This window comes from Rothia nasimurium, from assembly GCF_928381415.1.
Classification (GTDB): domain Bacteria; phylum Actinomycetota; class Actinomycetes; order Actinomycetales; family Micrococcaceae; genus Rothia; species Rothia nasimurium_H.
This window is the reverse complement of the sequence record NZ_CAKMSF010000007.1, coordinates 195097-217563: the sequence shown is the minus strand read 5'-3', so window position 1 is coordinate 217563 and position 22467 is coordinate 195097. Positions and strand designations below refer to the sequence as shown.

At 57.6% G+C, this 22467-nt stretch carries 17 protein-coding genes; all 17 read right to left on the bottom strand.

Annotated features, from left to right (window positions below):
• Positions 1-137: 137 nt before the first annotated feature.
• Positions 138-1757, bottom strand: a complete 1620-nt coding sequence (locus L7A20_RS09790) for an McrC family protein (RefSeq protein WP_237223309.1) — start codon at positions 1755-1757, stop codon at positions 138-140.
• Positions 1747-3369: an McrB family protein gene (locus L7A20_RS09785; protein ID WP_237223308.1), complete on the bottom strand. Its 1623-nt coding sequence runs from the start codon at positions 3367-3369 to the stop codon at positions 1747-1749. Before L7A20_RS09785 ends, L7A20_RS09790 begins: the two co-directional genes overlap by 11 nt.
• A 67-nt stretch (positions 3370-3436) precedes the next feature.
• Positions 3437-3679, bottom strand: coding sequence for an RNA-binding protein (locus L7A20_RS09780; RefSeq protein WP_237186095.1), 243 nt, complete (start codon positions 3677-3679; stop codon positions 3437-3439).
• Positions 3680-3681: 2 nt separating this feature from the next.
• Positions 3682-4110 carry a 30S ribosomal protein S16 gene (rpsP, locus tag L7A20_RS09775; RefSeq protein ID WP_185174544.1) on the bottom strand — a complete coding sequence of 143 codons (429 nt, stop codon included), beginning with the start codon at positions 4108-4110 and terminating at the stop codon, positions 3682-3684.
• A 207-nt stretch (positions 4111-4317) separates the two neighbouring features.
• Positions 4318-5499, bottom strand: coding sequence for an ABC transporter permease (locus L7A20_RS09770; protein WP_237223306.1), 1182 nt, complete (start codon positions 5497-5499; stop codon positions 4318-4320).
• The gene (locus L7A20_RS09765) at positions 5496-6413 is read right to left on the bottom strand and encodes an ABC transporter ATP-binding protein (RefSeq protein ID WP_237223304.1); all 918 of its coding nucleotides are present in this window, start codon (positions 6411-6413) and stop codon (positions 5496-5498) included. Before L7A20_RS09765 ends, L7A20_RS09770 begins: the two co-directional genes overlap by 4 nt.
• A 139-nt stretch (positions 6414-6552) precedes the next feature.
• Positions 6553-7275, bottom strand: coding sequence for a response regulator transcription factor (locus L7A20_RS09760; RefSeq protein ID WP_237223302.1), 723 nt, complete (start codon positions 7273-7275; stop codon positions 6553-6555).
• Entirely contained in the window at positions 7272-8663 is a 1392-nt protein-coding gene (locus L7A20_RS09755) for a sensor histidine kinase (RefSeq protein ID WP_237223300.1), read from the bottom strand. Before L7A20_RS09755 ends, L7A20_RS09760 begins: the two co-directional genes overlap by 4 nt.
• 63 nt (positions 8664-8726) lie before the next feature.
• A complete protein-coding gene (locus L7A20_RS09750; RefSeq protein ID WP_237223299.1) occupies positions 8727-10658 on the bottom strand; it encodes a hypothetical protein in 1932 nt (643 codons plus the stop codon).
• A gap of 72 nt (positions 10659-10730) precedes the next feature.
• Positions 10731-11225: an NUDIX domain-containing protein gene (locus tag L7A20_RS09745; RefSeq protein WP_237194143.1), complete on the bottom strand. Its 495-nt coding sequence runs from the start codon at positions 11223-11225 to the stop codon at positions 10731-10733.
• A gap of 176 nt (positions 11226-11401) precedes the next feature.
• Entirely contained in the window at positions 11402-12976 is a 1575-nt protein-coding gene (gene ffh / locus L7A20_RS09740; protein ID WP_237209934.1) for a signal recognition particle protein, read from the bottom strand.
• Between the two features lie 214 nt (positions 12977-13190).
• Positions 13191-14906, bottom strand: coding sequence for an ABC transporter family substrate-binding protein (locus L7A20_RS09735; protein ID WP_237223297.1), 1716 nt, complete (start codon positions 14904-14906; stop codon positions 13191-13193).
• Positions 14907-15245: 339 nt separating this feature from the next.
• Positions 15246-16961, bottom strand: a complete 1716-nt coding sequence (locus tag L7A20_RS09730) for an ABC transporter family substrate-binding protein (protein WP_237223295.1) — start codon at positions 16959-16961, stop codon at positions 15246-15248.
• Between the two features lie 75 nt (positions 16962-17036).
• Entirely contained in the window at positions 17037-19112 is a 2076-nt protein-coding gene (locus L7A20_RS09725) for an ABC transporter ATP-binding protein (protein WP_237223293.1), read from the bottom strand.
• Positions 19113-20087, bottom strand: coding sequence for an ABC transporter permease (locus L7A20_RS09720; protein WP_237186084.1), 975 nt, complete (start codon positions 20085-20087; stop codon positions 19113-19115).
• Complete coding sequence (locus tag L7A20_RS09715) at positions 20084-21070, bottom strand: ABC transporter permease (RefSeq protein ID WP_237186083.1); 987 nt, start codon at positions 21068-21070, stop codon at positions 20084-20086. Before L7A20_RS09715 ends, L7A20_RS09720 begins: the two co-directional genes overlap by 4 nt.
• A gap of 428 nt (positions 21071-21498) precedes the next feature.
• Positions 21499-22329 (bottom strand): exodeoxyribonuclease III, encoded by an 831-nt coding sequence (locus tag L7A20_RS09710; protein WP_237223291.1) that lies wholly within the window; start codon positions 22327-22329, stop codon positions 21499-21501.
• Positions 22330-22467 lie beyond the last annotated feature (138 nt).

The window sequence follows — 22467 nt, the reverse complement described above, 5'->3', positions numbered from 1 at the left end:
ATCTCCTTGGGGGTAAAGGTGGTGTGGGGTTTGGGTCTAACTTTACCGGGTTTTGCGGACGCCGGTGGGCAGATAAAAGCCCCACGCCAGCAAGTGCTGGTATGGGGCTTTCACCATTTCTTCTCTTGGTTTCATCTCTAGGTAAGAGAGGTCCGAGATAACTCCTTAACCCGTTCAGGAGTCAGTTGACTTGCTGTTGGAACAAAATTCTTTCGTTGAGCGTCTTCGTGGGAGGGAAAAGGGAGATAGAACTGGCCCACCTGAATGAATTCGTCTGTATCAGGTGTTTTTTGGCTATCAGTAAACCTGTCCGCGTAGGGAATGTACTGGAATTCAGGTTCTTTTCTGGCCAGGTCAGCGTTGCAGGTGGGATAGGCCAGATATACGTTCCTTTTGGTTCTTAAGGCGTAGGTGGCCATCTGATATTGGTCCCCCATCCCGGCCTTAGTAATACCCAGTTCGTTTGCCTTATATTTAGCGTCTACATAGAAGGCTGATTCTACGTTGTTGTGTGTATATTTGACGACGACGTCAGGTCGTTTGCCGCCGTCCAACGCTCTACCCCACTGCCCATCTTTCCGGTCATAGAAAATATTGACCTTTGCCGACTCGTTTTGTCCAGCAGCCTCAGTATTATCAACCTTATTGAATTGCTCTTGAACCATTTGTTCCCAGAGTCCGTTCATGGAGTATTTGAGGTTGGCTACAACACCAGGTGCCTCTTGCTTATTGACTGATGCGTTGAATTTAGCCTGCAGGATTGCTCGTGCAAGTTCGTAGCTAGTGCGAACAGCAGAGGACTCTTGCCGGGGCACAGTGTAGTATGCTGCTTGCGACAGAAGGACCTGTCTTGAAGCTACACTGACATCCCGTAACTGGGCTGCTGCTAGCAGTGCCTTTGCATAGCTGGTCTTTTTATTCTTGATGTGGTGGCGTTTGAGCTCGGGAACGCACAGTTCGATAGCTGCCCTGATAACCTGCCAGATGTGATTATCCGGGGTTAGCTCATCAAATTCACACTCAATTTTTGCTGAGCCAGTAATCTTCCTTTTGATCAGCCCTTCCGGGGTGATCCGTCCTTTGACAGTAGCGATATGGTCTGTCTGTAAGACATACTGGGGGCGTCGGTCTCGCAGGGAAAGCAGGACTTCTTCGATAAAACGTTGGTATACAAACTGCTTCATCAGTCTGCTCGTTGCAAACATAGCCATACCGGCTGATCCAAAATCTTTGGAAGTCGGGATGGGCTCGATTTTAACCTGATAGGCGTCCAACATGGTCCAAAGGGCCATAGGCCCCTCCAGCTCTTGTGAATTTTCAGGCAGAAGGGACCCACCCACTCCCCCTTGTGGTGCAGATGTTACAGACCAAAGAGGCGAGAGCCTGGAGTTGTCATCATTTTCAGAAGCAGAAACAACTGCTTCTTCTGCAAGGAGCTCTTCCGTGACTGGCTTATTCTCAACCAGGGTGGTTAACACTTCCACCAGGTAGGAATCGTGTACGCCGATAAGGTCCTGCTCATTGAGGACGAAGTGATTTTCCTGGTGAGCTTTTAGCTCTCCAAGGTCGAGGGTAAGAGTTCTCGCATATTGAGGGCGCCACAGCTTGGGTAGGATATGGAAAATCAAGGTTGCATGGTCATTGGAGTTCGGTGATATGGGAACTCTAATCACAGTTAGCCCTACCCCGTTACCCCGGCTACTGACCTGGAACCAGCGGGTGGTTTCAGTTTGGGTCTGGGCACCGTTAACCTTCATCAGCTAAGCTTTCTGAAGACTCATCAGAGGATTCTAGGGGCTCTGCACCCCCATCCGGGGTTTCGGTGTCTGGACTGGTGGGTGCAAAAGCTACGATGACTCTCTTGCCCAGACCATCACCCGGCATTTCAAGGCGGAGACCGTTAATTGTCTGGTTGAAGGGTGACTCGGTCATTAAATCTTCTAGATGGAAGATGTAGGCAATTTCAGCCAGTTGTTTGAGGAGGTCATGGGCAATCTGCTGGGCAGTTTTGTCGTCTTGGAAGAAGTAGGAATGTCCTAAACGGGCGTCGGGGCCCACCTTGGTGTAAAGCTTCTCGTTGGCCTCGTCATACCAGCTGAGGAGAGAATCAAGGTCATCGCGATCTTTCACTTTATCCTTACCACGAAGCACTTCGCCCATCATAGGCTCCATGGTGTGCCAGGTAAAGCGACGCCGCAGGGCCAAGTCGATGGTTCCCACAGAACGGTCCGTCGAATTCATGGTTCCAACAATGTAAAGGTTGTTAGGAACAGCTAGATATTCGAGCGGTTCTTCAGGTAATTTAGAGATGCCGGGGACCTCATCGACTGCAGTTTGCAAACGAACGGCTGCATGCTCCGGATCTTTATCTTCATAGCGGGTACTTTGCAGCTCCTTTGCTTCCTTACGGGTGAGAACCGCTCGGCCGTACTTACTGAGTAGCTCTTTAGGAGTTCGCTTGGCTTCCTCAATTACCATGAGTAGATCACCGAATACCTTCGCGGTGTTGGCACGGTTAATCTCATCGATAAAGAGTAGGTAGTTATTCTCCTGGTCTGCTGCAGCACGGTTACAGAGCTCCACGAAAATACCAGCTTTACCTGAAAAGTTTCCGCCTTTCTGAGGACGCAAACCTGATACAAAATCCTCATACGAGGTTGAGGGGTGAAAAACTACAGTTTCGCTTAGTTCAGGGTCAAACCCAAAATGGCCGTTGATATCTTGAGAATCAAAAAGCGATTTCTGATAATATGTTTTTCCACAGCCGGCTACGCCCTCTAAAATTGTATTTAGTGAAGAAATTACCAATTTAGAATCTGAGTATCCACCACCAGCTTCCTCAAGCATATTTTCCTCCGACCAGCCCAATTCAACATTTAAATTGTTATTTCTGAACACCCTTGAGGTTGTCCCAATCTTTTCATCATATCTACTGTATCCAACCATTTTTATTTCAAGAAATTCAGGTTCATCAACAAAATTTTTGAAATTATCTAGAAAATTATGGTAAATCTTAGGATCATTAACTCTAATATTTCCTGCAATTGGTAAGCTTCCGGCTTGAGTTTCAAGAAAGTTTTTGTATCCACCGAAATAAGCTAACGCAACTAAAGACTGGCCAATAGTTGATTTACGACCAACAGTATAGTTTTCTTTATATTTTTTTATTAATCCACTTATTTTCTCATTGGTACCTGTGTATTCAAAATCAATTACAGTACCACTCAGGAGGTGAAACTTCCCTCCATCTTCCAGCTTCAATGAGAGAAATTCATCAAAAGTTAATGATTGCGGTTCTTTTCGATTTGAGTCTGCTTGATATGATGTCACAGACTTATCGGCTGATATCCATTCGACAGGTGAATCCATTTATATAACCTCACAAAAAAGTAATCCTGAGCATATTATACACTCAGGATTACTTTTTTGTATTCAGTTAGCGTCGCTTGTCCGTGTCGATGACGTCTACGCGCACATGGTCGCCGTCGTTGATGGCGTTGACCACGGTGCGGATGCTCTTGGCGGTGCGGCCGGAGCGGCCAATCACACGGCCAAGGTCATCAGGGTTCACGCGAACCTCCAGGGTTTCGCCCCGGCGGCCGGTTTTGGCGCGCACCTGGACGTCGTCTGGGTTGTCGACGATACCCCGAACGAGGTGTTCGAGAGCGTCAGCCAACATGATTACTCAGCTGCTTCCTCAGAAGCTGCTTCTTCAGCAGCCTCTTCTGCGGGAGCTTCTTCAGCCTTGTCCTCGCCCTTGGGGGTGATTGCCTCGGGAAGGATGACAGAACCCTTTTCGGGAACAACGAACTCGGGCTTGGCGTCAACGGGCTTTACGGTTGACTCAGCCTTTTCGCCCTTGGCAGCAGCCAGGTCGCCGGTCAGCTTCAGCAGAGCAGCTACCTGCTCGGTGGGCTGGGCGCCAACTGACAGCCAGTACTGGGCACGCTCTGAGTTGATCTCGATGCGTGAGGGGTTCTCGGTCGGGTGGTAAATGCCGATTTCCTCGATAGCCTTACCGTCACGCTTGGTGCGTGAGTCAGCTACTACAACACGGTAGCGGGGATCGCGGATTTTACCGAAACGCTTCAGACGAATTTTAACAGCCACTGTAGTGGTTTCTCCTGTTTTCTATAACTGTTCGAGGTCAGGGGTCAGCTCGTGGGGCGGGCTTCGTCAAGACCTCTGCGGACACAATTTCTCCCGGATGAGAGGGGCCGGGAAAAATCGAGTACCCGTCAAGTATGCCAGCTCCGCCCCGCTTAATCTAGGGTTACGCTCTATGGAGTAAGCGTGTTGTGAGCAAGCTGACCGTGTTTATTTCTTCAGCGCCTGCTTCCAGCTGACCGAGGTTCCACCGCGCATAATGTTGGCGCGGTAGATGCGGGCGCCGAGCCGGGTGAGAAGGACTGCTACTGCCAGGGTGAGGGCGAGGGCGAGTAGGGGCTCCCAGAGGGCTACGTCTTCAGTGAGCAGGCGGCGGGGCATGGCAATTGAGGAAAGGACAGGCACAAAAGAAACAATCTTGAGCCAGGTTCCTGAGACGTAGATACCGGCGAAGAGGGCGGCGATGAGCACCATGGTGATGGGGTTGGAGAGGTTGGCGATGTCTTCGGTGCGAGCTGCCATGGCGCCGACGGCGGCCCAGATGGTGGCGATAGCTGCGAAGCCAACGACGTAGAACAGGGCGAACCAGCCGACCGAGGGTAGGATCCAGCCGAATTCTGAGGCGCTTCCGGTGATTTGCATGCCGATGAGGCCGGCGACTGCGTAGATAGCTACCTGCAGGATAGCGAGCACGATGTTGCCCACGATTTTTCCGGCGAGGAGTTGGCCGAGTGGTATGGCGGTGGCGATGATTTCGACGATGCGGTTTTGTTTTTCTTCGACCACGGAGTTGGCGATGGCTACGCCGAAGAGCACGGTAGTCATGTAGAAAATCATGGCGAAGACCATGGCGATGAGGAAGGCCAGCCCTGCATTGCTGTTGCCGGAGAGGACGCTGGTGCTCACCTGGGTTCCTGCAGCCAGGGCTTCGAGATCAACGCCTGCGGCAGCTGCGTTTTCGGCTGTAACGGTGGAGGTGATGACGGCACCCAGTTCAGTGACCAGGCTGTTGTCGGGGGAAGAGTCAAAGACGAGTTCCCAGCCTTGGTCTGTGGGGGCGAGGTAGGCATCCGCGTCCCCGTCGGCAACGAGGGTGCGGGCGGCGTCCGCGCTGTCGACCTGGGTGGCGGTGTAACTGGTGTTCTCGTCGCTGCTGGCTTCAGCGGCAGCGACCAGGGAGGTGGCTCGGTCGTCGCTGGTGGCTACGGTGTAGTCGGTTGACCCTGAGCTCATAAAGTAAGGGATGAGGATTGCGGCCAGGATGATGACGAGGGAGAAGATGGTTCCGCCGATGAAGGATTTGTCGCGCAGTTTGACCATGATTTCGCGGGTTGCGACGATTTGCCAGGCGTTTTTGGGGGCGGTACTGGGGCGGGTGGGTGCGGTGTTCATTGGCCGGTGACCTTTCGGTAGATGTCGCCGAGGGTGGGAAGCTGGCGGGAGAACTCGTGCATGTCGTGCTCTAGGCCAGCACTGAGGATCTGGTGGCGGACGCTGGCCAGGTCAGCGCCGGGGGCCAGTTCGAGGACGGCGTCGGTGCCGGAGACGTCGAGGACGTTTACCCCGGCCAGGTCGCGGAGCCAGGCGGCGTCCGCCCCACCCCGGTAGAGGTAGCGGGGGGCACCTGATTCGCGCAGTTCGGTGGCGCTACCGCTGGCGCGGACGGTTCCACCGTGCAGAATAACCACGCGGTCGCAGAGACGGTCAACCAGGTCGAGCTGGTGGGATGAGAAAAGGATGGGGACCCCGCCCCGCATGAGCTCGCGCATCATGGAGACCATGGTGTCTACGGCTTTAGGGTCAAGGCCAGAGAAGGGTTCGTCAAGGATTAGGGCGGTGGGCTGGTGCAGGATAGACGCTACGATTTGCACCCGCTGCTGGTTGCCGAGGGAGAGGGATTCGAGCTTGTCGTTCAGGCGCTCCCCCAGACCCAGTTCGGTGAGACGATCGGTAGCGATGGTGCGGGCGGTGCTGGCGCTCATACCGCGTAGCTGGCCCAGGTAGACGAGCTGGGCAAGGATAGCCTGCTTGGGGTAGAGGCCGCGTTCTTCGGGCATGTAGCCAAAACCTGCACGGTCTGCGGCGGTGATGGGACGACCGCCGTAGAGTACCTGCCCGCCGGTGGGTTCGAGTAGGCCCATGATCATGCGCATGGTGGTGGTTTTGCCCGCGCCGTTAGCGCCGAGGAAGCCGGTCATGGAGCCGGGTTCAACGGTGAAGGAGACGTTTTCTACCGCTGTTTTGGCGGTTGAGCCGGTGCCGTAGACCTTGGTGAGGCCTGCAACTTCTATCGTGTGTTCGCTCATGAGGGTGTGCCCCTATGCTTGATTGTTGTTCGTGTGGTCGATATCTCAAGTCTAGGAAGGCGCAGGTAGGAGCGTATCCCCCGTGCGGGGGAACCGGGCGGGGGATATTGGCGGGTTTAGTGTGTGGGCGCTGTGGTCCCTACCCTGTGAGCCCGACCCGGTGGGCGAAGATGACGGCCCCTACCCGGTCTCGGCTGTGGGTCTTGGCCAGGATGTTTGAGACGTGGGTTTTGACGGTGGCCGCTCCCAAAAAGAGGCGCTCGGCGATTTCGGCGTTAGTCAGCCCCTGGGAGAGGAGTTCGAGGGTTTCTTTTTCGCGCGGGGTGAGGGTGCTCAGGGCAAAGGCGTCTTCTGGGCTCAGTGTCTTGGTGGTCTCCACTCCCCCGGGCTTTTCAGGCCCGGTGCCGGTAGCGGGGGCGGCGTCATTCTGCCCCTTGGTTTGCTCTACAAAGCGGGCAATGAGTGGCAGGGTCATCTCGGGCGAGAGCAGGGCCAGACCGCTAGCTACCTTGCGGATCGCTTCAACCAGCTCGTCGGCGTCCGAGGTTTTGAGCAAAAAGCCGCTGGCCCCGGCGGCCAGGGCGGCAAAGAGGTAGTCTTCGCGGTCAAAGGTGGTGAGAATGAGGACGGCGGTGCCCGGCAGCTTCTCGGTGAGGGCGGCTGTGGCGGTGATTCCGTCCATCACGGGCATTTGAACGTCCATGAGCACCACATCGGGGCGGGTGGCTACGGCAAGGTCGAGAGCCTCAGCCCCATTGCGGGCCTGGCCGACTACCTCGATGTCGTCCTCCATTGAGAGAATGAGGGCGAAACCTGACCTCACCATGTCTTGGTCGTCAGCTAACAGTACTTTGAGGGTCATGAGGTGCTCCTAGAGGCCTGGGTGTCGTGGGTTTCGTCAATGTCTATGGGGAAGCGTACCTGTACCTTCCAGCCGTCCGCACCGCTGCGGCGTCCGATCCAGCAGGTACCGCCCAGGGCTGTGACGCGTTCCCGGATGCCCTGCAGACCGTAGCCCTGGCGGCTGGGATCGGGTATGTATTCTTGACCTTCTCCCCGCTCTGGGCCGGTGGCAGGGCCGTCATCGGTGACCTCTAATTCAGCCCAGTGGGCTCCAAAGCTGCCGCCGGTACGCAGGGCCAGCACCGCATTCTGGGCAGCTGAATGTTTACGCACATTGGTCAGGGCTTCTTGGGCCATACGGTAGATGGACAGCTGGGTTCCCTGGTGAAGGTGGGTCAGCCGGGCAAGGTCCTGCTCCCCTACCTGCAGCCGGGTCTGGACGCCGACCGAGCTCATGTGCTCTACCAAATCAAAAATTTCAGCAACCTGGGGTTCTTTCGCCGAACCGCCGCCGTGCTCAGCCTCCCCGGCTGCCCGCAAGACTCGAATCAGGTTCTTCATTTCAGAGACCGAAGAACGAGCCAGTTTTTCAATGTTGGCCAGGGGCTCTGCTGCCAGTTCAGGTTTCTTGCTCAGGGCCCGGCGGGCTGCTGCAGCCTGAATTCCCATGGACGAGACGTGGTGGCCCACCGAGTCGTGGAGTTCCCTGGCGATGCGCAGGCGGTCGCGGGTCACGGCGTCCTGGGCCATCTGCTCAGCCTGCCGCTCTAGCTGCTGGGCTTGGGCCGCAAGGACGGTCCGCTGGTAGGCCTGGTTCCAGGCCGTGCGCCCCATCAGGGCTGCGCACCCGTAGTAGAAAAGATTCGTTACGGAAGCCATTACGTAGCCGGCGGTGGCCTGGCTAAAAGGGCCGCCTGAGTACCCTTCAACGCCCGCCATACTGTAGGCCGAGTCGGTCACGACCCAGGCAAGCACAATCCAGATGAGGGCGGCGGTGCAGACCAGGGCGTAAACAATCCAGGTCATCGTGCGGTTCTTGCCCCAGGCGATACCGGCATAGAGCACCGCAAAGTAGCAGAGCTGGTAGCTCAGGGTAGCGGGCGCTATTTCAGACACATAGCTCAGGGCAAAGAAGAGGGCGGTGGCCAGGAGCATCATGCTGAGTGGGTAGACGCGGCGGAAAATAAGCGGCAGCGTCATCGCCGCAGCGGCCCAGTAGGAGTAGTGAACCTGCTGGGCGTCGTCCCCCAGAAACCCCGCGGAATGGTAGGCGGCGTTCAGTAGCAGGGTTGCGGCAAGCACCACAAGCCAGACCAGCATGTCCCGGCGCAAGGACGCCGCCGGCGGGGTGGGGCGCTCCCAGTCGGGGTCTATCTGTGAGAAGGAAAAACGAGCGACTGTGTTCACCTGCCCACTGTATCAAGACCGGGGCGCTGGCGGCTCCCCCGTGAGGCGGAAGGAGCCGGGCTCTTAGTCGCGAGCGCCGAAGAACCGCCCCAGCTGCTGCCGGGCAAGCTGCCCTGCCTGGCGGCCGAGCTTCTGGGCGTTGCGGACGACCTTGGGGGCCTGCTGCTCGGAGGTTTCTTCTGCCTGCTTCTGGGCCTGGGCCCGGAGCTCTTCAGTCAGTGAGAGGGGCCGCACCCGATGGTGTTCGACCGTGGGCAGTTTCTCGGCTTCCTGCAGGCGGTGGTAGACCCGCGCGATGACCAGTTCGGCTGCGCCGGTAGCCCCGAGGGTGGCTGCTGCAATCAGGGCAGCGCGGGGGGACCGCCCCTGCGCCACGCGCCGGGCTGCCCACAGGGCCAGGGCGCCGGAGGCACCGAGCTGGGCGGTGGCGTCCGCTGTGATAAGCCAGGGGCGTTCCCTAATTTCCCGGCTCACGGTGCTGAGTGTATCGGTGCCGTTGGGGTAGGCGGTGACGCTCTCCTTGAAGCGCTCCAGCCCGTTCATATCGGGGGCGAATTTTCGGTAGCCCACGAACTCGTCAAGGTGCACAGCCCCGGTGAGCACCTTCAGTAATTCTTCGGGCAGTTCGAGGGCATGAATGGTGGATTCCAGCCCGTCGGAACTTTCGCAGTCCAGCACGTAGTTGGTCAGGCGGTTAGCGGTTTGCTCATCGAGCCCGTAGAGCCAGATGAGCTGTTCAAGCTGGTCGCGGGCGGCTAGTTCCCTGAAGGGGGCAGGGAGTAGGCCGGGCAGACTCCAGACCAGGTTGCCCACTTCGCTGGAGACCCGTTCAAGGGCAGAGCCAATTTTTGTGAGGGGCGACCAGCTGAAAGTCAGCACGGTGCCCACCAGACCCGAGTCGGGGGTGCCCATGACCTGGTTAACCCAGTCGGTGACGCTACCGGTTTCGGGGCCGGTGGAATCGGCCGGGAGCACGAAGGTCAGGTTCTGACCGAAGAGGGTCTGCTCAGCCACAATCGAGGGCACGTTCATAGCTTCAAGCAGGTTGGCCAGGGTGCAAGGGTCGGCGGTGAGCAGCGACCAGCCCTTATCGGCAGGCGCCGCCTCAACCTCACCGGCCATGAGCTCAGGCTGCATGTAGGTGGCAAGATCAGCCATCGACAGTTCCACCAGCGCAGCGCTCACCCCGTGCGGGTCAAGGCTCAGAGAATCGGTGCCCTGGGAAAAGGACGCCAGGTGGTAGTCCTCCCCCGGCTTTTGGGGCAGCAGATCAGCGGCACCCGGAAACAGGGCGTCCAGTTGATTCAGGAAATCGTTCAGGGGCACACCGGGCAGCAGCACCCCGGTGCTGTCGGTCTCCACGGTGCGCAAGGACGCCTGCCCCGGCACCCGCTCGCACAGCACGAAGAGCTGGGCGCGGCGTCCGTCCGTCTCAAGGGCCGTCACCGTCGCCACCGACTCTAAATAGCCCGCTAGCTGAGGGGTGATCTCCCAGTTCAGCTCTTCCATCGCGGCCAGATCCTCTGGGGTGGGGTCGCCGGTCAGCGCCTGAAGCTCCTCTGCGGTAACCTCAGTAGGAACCTGGTCAGGCTCTGCCAGGAGCTCTTCGCTCCCCTGCTCTGCCTGCATAATCTGCTGAATCAGGTCATCGAACTTATCGGGGTCGGCAGCGAGCTCCTCAACGCTCTTGATGTCTTCATCGGTGTACTCGTAGCTCTGGTCAGCTCCCTGAGCCTGCTCCCGAATCATGCCGATAATGCTCTCTAGCTGATCCCGAACCTGCTGCTCAACGTCAGCAGGCAGGGCAAGCTGCTCACCGGCGTCCGCCCCCTGCGGGCTATCAGACGCGCCGCTGTACAGGGCGGGCACTAGCTCCCGCCAGCTCCCCCAGGGCTGGGCACGGTCAATGCGCAGACGTACCCACAGCACATCAGAACCCACAACCTCCCTGTGGGAGGCACCCTGCTGGGTGGGGTCACGGTGTGATTCAGTCATATGCTTACAATCCTTCTCAACGCTTCATCAAACGGGCAGAGCTCAGCCCCGGGCCACACAAGGCAGGGATAGCTAGCGTGCAGGTGAATCGCTAGAGAACTCGTACACAGCCCCGGTCTGCAAGGCACGGAAAGCCTGCTGCAAACGGTAGGCCTGCCCCTGATCAAAGTAGTTACCCAAATCTTCGGGCGCTACCCATTCATAAGCGGTCAGCTCTTCTTCCTGCAGGGTAATCACAGCATCGGCAGGAAGTACACCGGCGTCATAAATATAGCTGGTTGAATCGCCCCAAATGCCCATCTGCAGGCCGTGGAAAATCACCAGAAGACGGCCCGGCTCAAGGGTAAGGCCAACTTCCTCAGCCACCTCACGGAAACAGGCTGGCTGCGGCGCTTCGCCCGCCTCAACGGTGCCACCCGGGATAGTCCAGCCGTCCTTATAGTTAGGCTTGACCAGCAGCATCTGCCCCGCTTCATTACGAATCACAGCACCGGCCGCCAGACGACGGGTGGGCAGACTTTCAATAAAAGCCTTCAGTTCTTCTTCAGGCAGATAAGAATCAACCACGGTGCTGCTCCTTCTCGACGGGCGGTTACTACACCCAATGTACCGCGCCAGACAAACGGGTAAAAGGCAGAGGGGCCCTTGCACTCTCTCAGCAGAACTGCCCCTACCCACAAGCGTCCTTAAAAACCACAGGGCGAGGGTAAGCCAACTGCTTACCCCCGCCCTATGAGCAGGTTTTACTTGAGGAACTTCTCGAAGCCCTTAGGCAGATTCAGATCCTCAGGCTTCACATCCTGGGTCTGCTGACCAAAGGCCGAGCCCAGAGCGGCCTGCTGCTTAGCCGCAGCTGCCTGCTCCTGCTGGGCGCGCTTTGCCGGGTTGCCAGAACGAGCCTTCTGCTTGCCCTTACCCTTGCCCTTATTCTTACGGGCAGCACCACCGGCAGCGGCCATACCGGGCATCTGCATGCCACCGGGCATACCGGCCATATTGCCACTAGCCAGCTTCTTCATCATCTTCTGGGCCTGTGCAAAACGCTCCATAAGCATGTTGACCTCAGAAACGGTCACACCGGCACCCTTAGCGATACGGGCACGGCGGGATCCGTTAATAATCTTGGGAGCCACGCGCTCGTGCGGGGTCATGGAGCGAACAATAGCCTCGACGCGGTCGATTTCCTTCTCGTCAAAGTTCTCCAGCTGCTGACGAATCTGGGCTGCGCCCGGCATCATCATGAGCAGCTTCTTCATGGACCCCATCTTGCGAATCTGCTGCATCTGGGCCAGGAAGTCTTCAAAGGTGAAGTCTTCCTGGTCAACGAACTTCTTGGCCATGCGGTCAGCTTCGGCCTTGTCCCAGGTTTGCTCGGCCTGCTCAATCAGGGTGAGAACGTCACCCATGTCGAGAATACGGCTGGCCATGCGGTCAGGGTGGAACTGCTCAAAGTCGGTGACGTTTTCACCGGTTGAGGCGAACATGATGGGCTTGCCGGTTACCGAAGCAACCGACAGGGCGGCACCACCGCGGGCGTCACCGTCCAGCTTAGAGAGCACAACGCCGGTAAAGTCGACGCCCTCGTTGAAGGCGTTAGCGGTGTTGACGGCGTCCTGACCGATCATGGCATCGATAACGAAGAGAACTTCGTTAGGTTCAATAGCGTCACGGATGTCGCGGGCCTGCTGCATGAGCTCGGCGTCAACACCCAAGCGGCCTGCGGTATCGACAATGACCACATCGTGCAGCTTGGCGCGGGCCTCAGCTACACCGTCGCGGGCGACCTGAACGGGGTCACCGGTGGGCACGTCGAATTCGCTGGTGACGCCGGGGTGCGGGGCGTAGACGGGCACGCCAGCGCGCTCACCCACCACCTTGAGCTGGTTGACAGCGTTGGGGCGCTGAAGGTCAGAAGCCACCAGCATAGGGGTGTGGCCCTGCTTCTTGAGCCAGTGAGAAAGCTTACCGGCCAGGGTAGTCTTACCGGCACCCTGCAGACCGGCCAGCATGATGATGGTGGGGCCGGTCTTGGCCATATTGATACGGCGGGTCTGGCCACCCAGAATGTTGACCAGCTCTTCGTTGACGATCTTGACGATCTGCTGGGAGGGGTTGAGGGCTTCGGAGACCTCAGCGCCCAGGGCGCGTTCCTTGATGTGGGAGGTAAATTCACGGACGACGGGGACGGCGACGTCGGCATCCAGCAGGGCACGGCGAATCTCGCGTACTGTAGCGTCAATGTCTGCTTCAGTCAGCTTGCCTTTGCCGCGCAGGTTTTTGAAGGTTGCTGTCAACCGGTCTGAGAGTGAATTAAACACGGGCTGTGCACTACTTTCGTGGCTGGATGGGCGTCACGGGCTTAACCGGCCCGCTAACAAATTTAAGAATCAGCTATTAAGAATAACGTATATAGGCAAGGAGCCGCCGGGTTTGCGCGGTTGAGAGTTAGAAACCCTGTTTCGACACTTTCGCCGGTTTTCAACGGCAAAACCGTCGAAAACCGGCGAAAGGGTGGAAACTTAGGCGTTGGGCCTATTCCTTGACCCAGCCTGCATTGATGTAGGCGGACGGGTTGGCGTAGGGGCGAGCAAAGAGGAAGGCACCGTAGTTGGCCAGGTTGGTCTTGCAGAACCAGATTTCGGGGCCGTTAATGATGGGAATCATGGTGGCAACCTCTGCCATATGCTTCTTCTCGATTTCGTTGGACAGGGCGTTACGCTCTTCCATTGATTCGATGGTGCGCAGGCGCTCACACATTGCGTCGATTTCGTCGGTGCCGATGCCGTTATAGGTGGCTGAGTGGTAGAAGTACTCTGCCGAACCCGATGCGTCTTCACCCAGGATGCCGTAGCCGGAGAAGGTTACGTCGTATTCCTTGTTACCGATGACGGTGGAGAAGTTTGCGTCGGGCTGGTTATCGATGGTGCATTCGATACCGGCAGCCTTCATCTGCTGCACGATGGTCTGGGCGGTAGCTGATGAAACCGGGTCATCGCCGAAGGTGGTGATGGCAAATTTGGCATTGCCTGAAGAGTTGGCCAGGTAGTCACCGTTTTGGCTGTAGCCCGCATCGGCCAGGATCTTCTTGGCTGCCTCTGCACCGGTTTCGGTTGGGTAGTTGTCCTGGTAGTCGGTAGCAAAGGGCATGAGCATCATGGAGCCGGGTACTTCTTCGGTCCAGTTCAGGCCGTTGAAGCGGACGGCTGCGATGGCCTGGCGGTCAATTGCGGCAAAGATTGCGTGGCGCAGGGCGGTGTCGGTGAGTCGCTCAGGGTTGATGACCAGGCCGCCAGCATAGAGGTTCTGCCCGCGGCGAGGCTCAGCACCGCTGGTGCCGTCAATGTCGTTGTAGGCGGTCAGGCTGTTTGCGGTCACAGCATCGATTTCACCGTTGCGGAAGGCTGCGCGGGCGGCGGTAGCTTCCATCTGGCGGAAGGTGATACGTTCGAGCAGGGGCTTTTCGCCCCACCAGTTCTCATTGGGGACGACGGTGAGCACCTTCTGAGCGGAATCCCAGTTATCGACCTTGTAGGGGCCAGAGAGGTAGTCATTGTTGATGGTATCGAGCAGGCCGTCGTTGAAGATTGCGGGGTCTTCCATGGCGGGGTGGACCAGGCCGGTGCCGAAGAGGCCCTCAATAGGGTAATAGGGTTCGGTCATGGTGATCTTGACCGAGTAAGCGTCTCCGTCTTCTTCGATAGAGGCGATGTGGGCATAAACGCCGGGATCAACGATGTTGTAGCCCTCTTCGGTCAGGGTCTTGTGGGTAACCTGCAGGGCCTTGACGTCTACGGGGGTACCGTCGTTGAACTTAGCCTCAGGGTTGAGCTTGATGGAGATGGTCTGCACGCCGTCAACTTCGCTGGCTTCGTAGGCGGTGCAGTAGTCGGTGTTGATGCTGTATTCACCCAGGGCATTGGTCTTCCACAGGCCGCTGACGGTGGCGGTGTTGACGGCCGCCATGACGTTGAGATTGCTGGTGGTGTAACCGGTTTGGGTTGCGACGTTGAAGTTGGGGCCCAGGGTGGCTACGGCAAGGTTAAGGACGCCGCCAGTCTGCAGGTCTGCGCGATCATGTTCGTTGATAGCCACGAGCTTTGAGATGTCGTCTCCGCTGGTGAGGGCTGAGCCGGTTTCGGCGCTTGAGGTATTGCTATTGCCACCACAGGCTGCGAGCAGACCGGTCATACCGGCGACGCCCGAGACAATGAAGAAGGACCTGCGGTTAAGGTTAATACGTGCAGTCATGATGCCATCCTTAGATAAGCAGAACTTAATGTTCGCCACACCTTTTGTGTGATTGAGACTACCCTAGCAGGTAATTCACGCCACTGTAACCCTTTCTCAACCCGCATTTCACATAATGGCCCCGTAAGTGCTGAGTATTTTTATCAGAAATAGATTAGCTTCTCTAAATTTTTCTGATGTTTTCAACATCTTCAGAGCTCCTCCCCCGGCCACCAACCTACAGGCCTGACAGCATGCGGAGATAACGCCCCAGATTAAACAAACAACTTGCCCCACCACCTGCATTAGGTGATGGGGCAAGTCAGGGTTTACCCTAGGAGATTTCTAGACTCGAGGAGCTTAGTCCTTCATCCAGCCAAGGCGGGCCCAGAGATGGGGGTTGGCAGAGTGGCCACCAAACATAGCGGCACCGTAGTTAGCCAGCTTGGTCTTGCAGTAGTGGATATCGGGACCGTTGAAGACAGTACCGAGGGTTGCAAACTCGGCCATGAACTTCTTTTCGATCTCGTTGCACTTTGCGTTACGCTCAGCGTCGTCCTCAATCTTTTCCATCTCGGCGATCATGGCATCGATTTCCTCAGAGCCTGCGGCACCATCGAGGTTAGATGAGTGGTAGAACTGACGGGTTACTGAGGTTGCATCGGAGCCAACAGTGAAGCCTGAGAAGGTCATGTCGTATTCCTTGTTACCAACCACCGAGGCGAAGTTAGCGTCGGGCTGCTGGTCGATGGAGCACTCAATGCCGATGGTCTTCATCTGTTCAACCATGGTCTGAGCCAGGGCAGCTGAGCCAGGGTCGTCACCGAAGTTGGTCACGCGGAAGCTAGCGTTAGCGCCGTCCTTAGCGTAGTAGTCGCCGTTCTTGGTGTAACCGGCATCTTCCAGAATCTTCTGGGCAACCTCAACGCCACGATCGGCGGGGAAGTTGTCCTGGTAGTACTCAGAGATGGGCAACAGAAGCATGGAGCCCGGGGTCTCTTCGGTCCAATTCAGGCCCTGGAAACGGATATCTGAGAGGGCCTTGCGGTCGGTGCCTGCAAAGATTGCGCGGCGCAGGGCGGCGTCCTGGATACGGGCGGGGTTGAGGTTCAAACCGCCGGAGAAGAGGCGCAGAGCGCGACGGGGCTCAGCATCGGGGGTTCCCTCAACGTCCTTGTAGGCCGCCAGGGTACGAGCACCCACTGCATCGATTTCGCCGTTGCGGAAGGCTGCGCGGGCTGCGGCAGCTTCCATCTGGCGGAAGGTGATGCGGTCCAGGATGGGCTTAGTACCCCACCAGTTTTCGTTGGGAACAACGGAAAGGCGCTTTTCTGCTGAGTTCCATTCTTCCAGCTTGAAGGGGCCTACGCCGTAGTCGGGGTTGGGGTTGTCGGTCCAGCCCTCGTTGAAGACTGCCGGGTCTGCCATGGCAGGGTGTAGCAGGGTACCAAAGAGGTTATCTGCTGGGTAGTAGGGCTGCTTCATCGTCACAACAGCAGAGAAGGCATCGCCATCTTCTTCAATGGACTCGATGAACTCGTACATGCCCGAGGTAACAATGTTGTAGTCGCCCTCGGTGGACTTGAAGACGTTCCATGAGGTGCGCAGGGACTCAATATCAATGGGGGTGCCATCGTTGAACTTAGCCTTGGAGTTCAGCTTGACGCGGATGGTCTGCACGCCATCAACGGTTTCAGACTCGTAGGACTCACAGAAGTCGGGATTGATGCTGGGGGTACCGTCGAAGTCTGACTGCCAGATACCGCTGGTCATCGAAGTGTGGAAGGTGGAGAGAACGAAGCTGTTATTTGCTGAGTTACCGTTCTGGGAGGAGATGTTGAAATCAGGGCCCAGGGAGCTAACGGGCAGGTTGACGACGCCACCGGTCTGCAGGTTAGCGACGTCCTGCTCGTTGATTTCGACCTTAATTTCATCACCGGCTGCTGCCATGCTGGCGGTTGCGGCGCTGGTGGTGTTGCCGCCAGAACCACCACAGGCAGTGAGCAGACCAGTGGTTCCCAGAATACCGGTGCCCCAGAGCAGGGTACGGCGGTTCAGAACTACGTTCTTGTTCATTCTCTCTTCTCCTTTGTAAAGAGGATGGGCAAAAATGGGTTTGAAGTGATTTCGATTACATACTATACATGTAATTTAACTCATAGCAACTTCGTGTTCAGGATAATGACAGGCGTACTGGTGGTCCTCGCTCGCCCGGCTTAGAACAGGCACATTCTCGGTGCAGTTCTTCTGCTTATCTTCAGGAAGAAGCTTGAAGATGGGGCAACGAGTTGCAAAAGCACAGCCCTCCGGTGCATTCACTGGGGTGGGCAGGTCGCCTTCGAGCACAATGCGCTGGCGGTTGGCCTCTACCTCGGGGTCGGGCACAGGGATGGCAGAGAGTAGAGCTCGGGTATAGGGGTGCACGGGGTTATCAAAGACCTCGTCCACATTGCCAATCTCAACAACCCTGCCCAGATACATAACGGCCACACGGTCAGAGGCATGGCGCACCACAGCCAAATCGTGTGCGACCATCAGGTAGCTCAGCCCCAGTTCGACACGCAGCTTCTCCAGCAGGTTAATGACGCCTGCCTGAACAGAAACGTCAAGAGCAGAGACCGGCTCGTCGAGAGCCACCAGCTTGGGGTTGACAGCGAGCGCACGGGCGATGCCGATACGCTGGCGCTGGCCGCCGGAGAACTGGTTGGGGAAGCGGTTGACGTGGTCCGGTTGCAGGCCGACGGTCTTCATCAGTTCAAGCACGCGCTTCTTGATGTCCTTGACGGCCCAGCCCTGGTTTTGTAGGGGCTCAGCCAGGATTTCGTAGACGGTGAAGCGGGGGTCGAGTGCACCCGTTGGGTCCTGGAAGACCATCTGCTGGTTCTTGCGCAGGGCGTTGAGTTCGGAGCCGCGCAGGCCCTGCTTGTTGGAGACACCGGCGATGACGATTTCGCCGTCGATGTCCTTGGAGAACTCCATGATTTCGAGCAGGGTGGTGGTTTTGCCACAGCCGGACTCGCCCACGATGGAGAAGCACTCGCCTTCGCGGATATCGAAGCTGACGCCGTTGACGGCCTTGACTGTGCCCACACGGCGCTTGATGAGGGCACCCTTGGTGAGGGGGAAGAACTTCTTGACGTTCTTTACCTCAAGGACGCTGGCACGCTCCTCGCGGGGAACACCGTCGAGGGCTGAGGTGGGGATAGCCGGTACGGGGAACATCTGCTCGGGACGCTCGTTCACGAACTTTTCCGCATACAGGCAGGCTGAGCGGTGGTTCTCACCGGTACCGGCAATCAGCTTAAGCTCCGGCTCCTGGGTGAGGCAGGCGTCCGTCGCTACCGGGCAGCGAGGGGCAAAGGAGCAACCAACCACGGGCTTGAGCAGGTTGGGCGGGGTTCCCTCAATCGGTACCAGGGAGGTCTTTTCCTTGCGGTCTACGCGGGGCACGGCACCGAGCAGGCCGATGGTGTAGGGCATGGAGGGTTTCTTGTAGAGATCAGCAGCTGCGGCATGTTCCACGGCTTTACCCGCGTACATGACCATGATTTCATCGGCCATACCGGCGACGATACCCAGGTCGTGGGTAATCATGATGGTAGCCGCTCCGGTCTCTTCCTGGGCCTTCTGCATCACCTCAAGCACCTGAGCCTGGATGGTGACATCCAGCGCGGTGGTGGGTTCGTCGGCAATCAGTACGCGCGGCTCGTTCGCGATGGCCATAGCGATCATGACGCGCTGACGCATACCGCCCGAGAACTCGTGGGGGAAGGACTTAAGACGGCTCTCGGGTGAGGGGATGCCGACCAGACGCAAGAGCTCCACGGAGCGAGCCTGAATAGCCTTATCGCTCATACCCTTGTTGTGGGCCTTGAGTACCTCAGCCAGCTGGTGGCCAATGGTGAAGACCGGGGTGAGTGATGACAGCGGATCCTGGAAGACCATGGAAATCTCTTTGCCACGGTAGTCGCACATCTGCTTATCGGTCAGACCCAGCAGTTCGGTGCCGTTGTACTTGATGGAACCGGTGATGTCTGCGGTGGTGGGGTGCAGGCCCATAATCGCCATAGAGGCAACCGACTTACCCGAGCCGGATTCACCCACGATGCCCAGCGTCTTGCCCGCGTACAGGTCGAAGTCAATGCCGCGCACCGCGTGCACAATACCGTTTTCGGTATTGAACTTTACGTTGAGGTCTCGGACGCTCAGTACTGGTGTAGTGCTCATTTACTTCTTCTTTTTCTTAACTTTGCCAACGGACAGGGAGGTGGGATCGAAGGCGTCGCGCAAGCCGTCGTTCATCAGGGCCAGGGGGCCAACCAGCAGGAAGAAGAACAGCAGCGGAATCCAGAACATCCAGGGCAGGGTGTTGATCTGGCTTGAAGCCTGGGCGATGAGTGACCCCAATGAGAAGTTGGGGTATTTCACGCCAATACCGATGAAGGTGTAAGACACCTCAGCCAGAATTGCAGCGGTGATACCGCGGGTGAATTCAAGCACCATCAGGGAGCCGATGTTGGGAACCAGGTGACGCCAGACAATCTTGAGGGGGTGCACACCCATGTAGCGGGCGGCTTTGACGTAGTCACGGGAGATGAGCGACATGGCCATAGCTCGAATCACACGGGCGGTGTACATCCAGCTGAAGATTAGGAGCACGATGGTCAGGATGAGCCAGCCGGGCAGGTTATCGCGGATGGCCTGGCCGCCAGCACCGTTGATGACAATCGCTACAACCAGCAGGCTGGGCGCCATAATCAGGGTCTCAAGGACGAATAGCATGGTCTTGTCGATCTTGCCGCCGAAGTAGGCCATGACGCAGCCGTAGATAGCTGCAAAGATGACGGAGACACCGCCCACGATCAGACCGATGAAGACCGAGGTGCGGACAGCTTCAACCATCTGGGCGTAGAGGTCGGTACCTGCGCTGGTAGTGCCGAACCAGTGCTCGGCGCTGGGGCCGGTGGAGATATAGAAGGGGTCGATGGTGGTGGTGTCCCACTTGGAGAGGAAGCCGCCAAAGAGACCGAAAGCTATCACCAGCAGCAGGACGACCAGGCCAAAGACCGCGGTCTTGTTACGCATAAAGCGGCGGAAGATAATCTTCTTCTTGCTGATGATGTCGAAGTCAGCGTTAGTCTGATCGACCCTCGTGATAATACCGGTGAGGTTGTTGTGGTCGATGGAAGGTGAATTGCTCATGAGATCCTCACTCGGGGATCGACGATGGTGGTGGCGATATCAGCGATGATGGCGCCAACTGCGAAGATGAAGGAGCCGTAGGCCAGGGTTGCTACTGCCGCGTTGACGTCCTGGGCACCGATTGCCTGGATTGACCAGAGACCAATACCGGGCCAGGCGAAGATGGCCTCGGCGAAGAAGCCGCCGGTGAAGATGGAGGGAACGGTAAAGGCGATGGACTGGGCTACCGGGATGAAGGAGACTCGCAGGGCGTGGCGGCGGATGGCCTGGTTGCGGGTGAGGCCCTTAGCGCGAGCGGTGCGCACAAAGTCGGCGTTGACGCTGTCGAGCAGGTACTGGCGCTGGGAAATCTGGTAGCCGCCCCAGCTCATAATCGTGATACAGAAGGTGGGCACGATGTAGTGGGCTGCCAAGTCTACCCAGTATTCGAAGCTACCCGGGGTGAGGCCTGGCGAGGAAATACCGGTCACGAAGAAGATACGCTCCCCCGCTGCACTGTTGATAGCTACAGCTCCCAGCTGGACCAGGAAGTAGGCAATGGGGGCGGGCAGGATGTAGACCAGGTAGGAGTAGCCGGTAATCACACGGTCAGAGAACTTGTACTGACGAGCTGCTGAGTAAACGCCCAGGGCTACACCGATGATGAGGGAGAGAATCACAGCCACCAGGTAGAGGCGGGTTGATACCCACACGCGCTGACCGAATTCAGCGTTGATGTAGGCGCCGTTGGGGCTGCGGCCCCAGTCCCAGTGCAGAACAACGTTGGTCAGCCACTGGACGTAGCGGTCCCAGGCACTCATGGTGGGGTCGAGGTTCAGGGCAGCGAAGTTGCGCTGAACCTGCTCCGGTGAGGGGCGGGGAATGCGTTCCTGTTCAAGCAGGGCGGGGTTCAGCGAGGTAACGGCGAGGAAGTAGCCACCGGTCGTCGTTAAGAAGATCATGACGGCGTAGGTAGCTGCTCGCCTCAGCAGATACTTAATCATGAGGCGAACTCTTTCTGGGTAACGAACATTGTGTGTGAGCCTTTACAGATACTGCCAGGCTTGTGATGCCCAACATATACTGACGTGTTGAGTTGAGTATATTTAGTCGCACCCGTCACATCAAGTTGGGCAACACACCGCTCGTCCGCAGCAAAGAGTCGGCGAAACGTAGCCGAAATAATCCACGCATTAAAAAGCCCGAGAATACACGGGCGCAGCCTTCGCCGCTCCCCCGCTTAAGCCTGATTCTGCAGTTTCTACCGCTCTAAAACTTTAAAAACATTAAACATTTACCCCGGTTTTTCTCACATATCAGTTCACCCTTGTTGAACGACCGTCCTGCCCCCATCACCCGGACACAGCAAAGCCCGAGGGCCCCTGGCGGTACAGGGGCCCTCGGGCTTCTAACCGATTAGATTAGGTTTTACCTAGCCCAGGTCGATATCGAGGAGAATCGGGGTATGGTCCTGGCGCGGGCCTGAATCAATCATTTCTGAGGCTCGTACCTTCTCAGCGACCCGGTCTGATACCAGCCAGTAGTCAATGCGCCAGCCGGTGTTGTTGATCTTTGAGGTACGGGAACGCTGGGCCCACCAGGTGTAGGCTCCGGTGACGTCCCCGTGCAGGTGGCGGAAGGTGTCGGTAAAGCCCCGGGAGAGAATCTGGGTAAAGCCTTCGCGCTCTTCGTCGGTGAATCCGGGTGAACGGCGGTTAGCCTTGGGGTTGGCCAGGTCAATTTCGGTGTGGGCAACGTTGAAGTCGCCGGTTGCAAGCACAGGTTTAGTGGCGTCCAGGCCGGCAAGGTAGTCGGCATAGAGGCGGTCCCAGACCTGGCGTTCAGGCAGGCGGCGCAGGCCGTCCGAAGCGTTGGGGGTGTAGACCTGGGTGACGTAGAAGTCCTCAAATTCCAGGGTAATCATGCGCCCTTCGGCATCCATGGTGGTGGGGGCAGAGAGGCGGGGGTAGGTGACGGTGGGTTCTAGCTCCTGTTTGTAGAGGAACATGGTGCCCGCGTACCCCTTGCGGGCGGGTTCGTCGGAAGATACCCAGGCAATCTTGTAGTCGGGGAAGTAGGCGTGCAGGGCTTCGAGATGCTTCTTGGTGGGCCCCTTGGCCGAGAGCTTGGTTTCTTGCAGGGCAAGGACGTCGGGTTTCAGCAGGGCGATGGAGGCAAAGACATCGCGGGAGAGCAGGGCACGGGCCGACTCACTGGTGAGTGCAGCATTGAGTGAATCAACATTCCAGGAGACAAGTTTCATGCCCCCTAGTCTACCCGGCGCTCCCCCGCCGCCGCCCTGACCCACGTCCGCCCCTCCCTGCCAGCTCTCCTACCCAGACTGCAAAAAGTAAGGGCAGACCCACGAAACCGTGGATCTGCCCTAAATTTGTATGTCGCT